At 66.7% G+C, this 2,262-nt stretch carries 3 protein-coding genes; 2 read left to right on the forward strand and 1 reads right to left on the reverse strand.

Annotated elements, in window-relative coordinates; genetic code table 11:
- Positions 1–28: 28 nt before the first annotated feature.
- Both AMK22_RS39240 and AMK22_RS29855 read left to right on the forward strand, forming a co-directional pair.
- Positions 29–361, forward strand: a complete 333-nt coding sequence (locus AMK22_RS39240) for a hypothetical protein (RefSeq protein ID WP_143203604.1) — start codon at positions 29–31, stop codon at positions 359–361.
- A 600-nt stretch (positions 362–961) separates the two neighbouring features.
- Positions 962–1,630, forward strand: coding sequence for a hypothetical protein (locus AMK22_RS29855; RefSeq protein WP_143203605.1), 669 nt, complete (start codon positions 962–964; stop codon positions 1,628–1,630).
- Positions 1,631–1,651: 21 nt separating this feature from the next.
- Here AMK22_RS29855 and AMK22_RS29860 read toward each other — a convergent pair.
- On the reverse strand, positions 1,652–2,262 hold a 611-nt coding region (locus AMK22_RS29860; protein ID WP_242434178.1), incomplete at its 5' end, for an IS630 family transposase.

A 2,262-nucleotide genomic window follows, 5' to 3' on the forward strand; every position in this document is an offset into this window, starting at 1 on the left:
CCCAAGCGGGTAACGGGAGGGTCGTGCCATGCCTCAATCCTTACATGAAATCGAGCCTCCACCTGACCCGGGGCGGTTCAGCACGGACTGCACCGACTGGGCACTCGATCTGCCCCACACCGCCGCCCGCCTCGACCTGACCGGTATTGAGATGCGCACCACCTGCCCGACCGCGGCCTTCGACACCCTGATGGGCCGGTTCTGGCGTCTGACCCTCGAACAGCTGGCACCGGAGATCGAGAAGCTCCCGACCATCCGACCCGGCGACACGGCGAACGTGGTCGTCCTGCTGTCCCGCCCCGGCCTCGTCGAACTGGGCATGGCCACCATCACCGTCACCGCCACCCGCCCCTCGAACTGACACCACCCCGCGAACGGCACTTCTCCGGGGAGAATCTCTGCGTAAACCATCATGGACATCAAGCGGCACCGCGAAGACGAGTCCGCCGCCCACCCACTGCGCGCATGGCCGGCCGACGGCCAGGTGTGGGGTGCAACGAGTGCGGGCTCCCGGGGCCGGCCGAAGCGCTGCCGGGCGGGCTGTGTCGGGGGCAGATGAGAGGCCGAGGGCGGGTCTTCTGCCGGTCCAACTCGGGTTATTAGCCGCGTTGGTACGAGGAAAGTCCGGAGACGAGGAGCCGGGCCGCGCCCCGGCAGGTCAGGCAGACACGGGACCGGCGGCACGCACGGCAGCTCTCCCGGCCGCGCGTCTCGTCCGGCACCCAGCCGCGGCCCCCGCACTCGGGGTATCGCCCCAACCCGTCGCACTCGTAGCGCAGCACGTGTCCGGACGTGACGGTTTCGGCGGTGCGGATCGGCTCCGGCCACCGGAGCTCCTCCGGCTCGCGCAGGGCCTGCGATGTCGTCTTGCTCTGCCGCCAAACCACCGATGCGAGCGGGACAGCCGCGCGGGACGCTTTCCGGTGAAGAACTCGGCCGCGTACCGGTAGCGAGGCGGTTCGTGCCGATCGACGACCCGAGACTCGTTGAGGAACAGCAGGCTCAGATCGCTTCCTGGGGTCAAGTCATCGGTCTTCCACGTCAGTTGAGACCACAGGGGTCGACCCAGGCGGTCCAGTCCTTCCAGCGTGCCGGGCAGGGGGCCCATGGTTCCCCCTTCGGAGGTCAAAGTATGTTGTCGATCGTCACGCAGGCCGCATCCCGTGCCGAGTTGCTGCGGCATCTCACCGAAACGCTCCGGGCGCTGCCCGCCGAACTGTCCCTCGCGCTATGGCATCCGGATCTCCCCAAGGCGAGGATGCACGACGGAGTCACCCCGTTCGGCAGTCCTTTCGACGACGACGCCGATGCCGATGAGGGCGGTGACGTCGGCCGGTCCGCCGTTTTCGACATCAGGTACTGGGTGGTCGGGACCACGCCCGAAAGCTCCGGCGCGTATCTCGACATGGTGATGCGCGTCTGGAGCGACTGGGGTTGGACGACGCGGACCTCCAAGGTTTCGCCGTCGCTTGACAAGTTCGCTCACAGTCCCGACGGATACGGGTTCAGCGTCAGGCAGAGAATCAACGGATACCTCAGCATGTCCGGGACGACTCCGACTTTCATGGTCGACCCGAACCCCACAGACCCCTTCCCGGCCCGGATCGACCACCCGGCCGGCGAGCTCTAGTGTCTCGTGATCCGGTTTGTGTCAGTTCGAGTTGTTATTGACGAGCTTCCTCACGCTGGCTGCCACGAGCCGGACCTTTGCGAGGATCTCGCCGGTCGTTGCGGTCCAGGTGAAGGGTTTCGGGTCCTGGTTCCAGGAGTCGATGTAATCGCGGATCTGCTTGACCAGGACATGGACGCTGGAAAACGTGCCACGCCGGATCGACTGCCGGGTGATGATCCCGAACCAGATCTCGATCTGGTTCAGCCAGGAAGAGCCGACGGGGGTGAAATGGAAGTGCACGTGAGGGTTCTTCTCCAGCCACGCCTTCACGTCCGGGGTGGTGTGCGTGGACAGGTTGTCCAGCACGACATGGATCTCCTTGCCGACGTGCGGCTTCACCGCCTTCTTCAGGAAGGCCAGGAAGTTCGCACCGTTCCGGTTCGGCTTGCATTCGCCGACCACCTCGCCGGTGGCGATGTCCACGGGTGAGCCCCAGCGCGAGATGGCCCGCTTCCTGGCCGGCCGCCGCCGCTGAGCCTCGCGGAAGTCCAGGGGCCGGATGTCGAGTACGAGGCGGGTGAGGGCGCGCAGCGGTGCGGACGAGGCGAACAGCCGGGTCATGACCGGCGCGGTCTCACCGGCGAGCAGCA

Origin of the sequence: Streptomyces sp. CB01580, assembly GCF_001905795.1 — a bacterium.
Lineage (GTDB): Bacteria > Actinomycetota > Actinomycetes > Streptomycetales > Streptomycetaceae > Streptomyces.

Excerpts from the sequence above, each read along its gene's own strand:
- AMK22_RS39240 (WP_143203604.1), top strand. The coding sequence starts at position 29 with ATGCCTCAATCCTTACATGAAATCGAGCCTCCACCTGACCCGGGGCGG.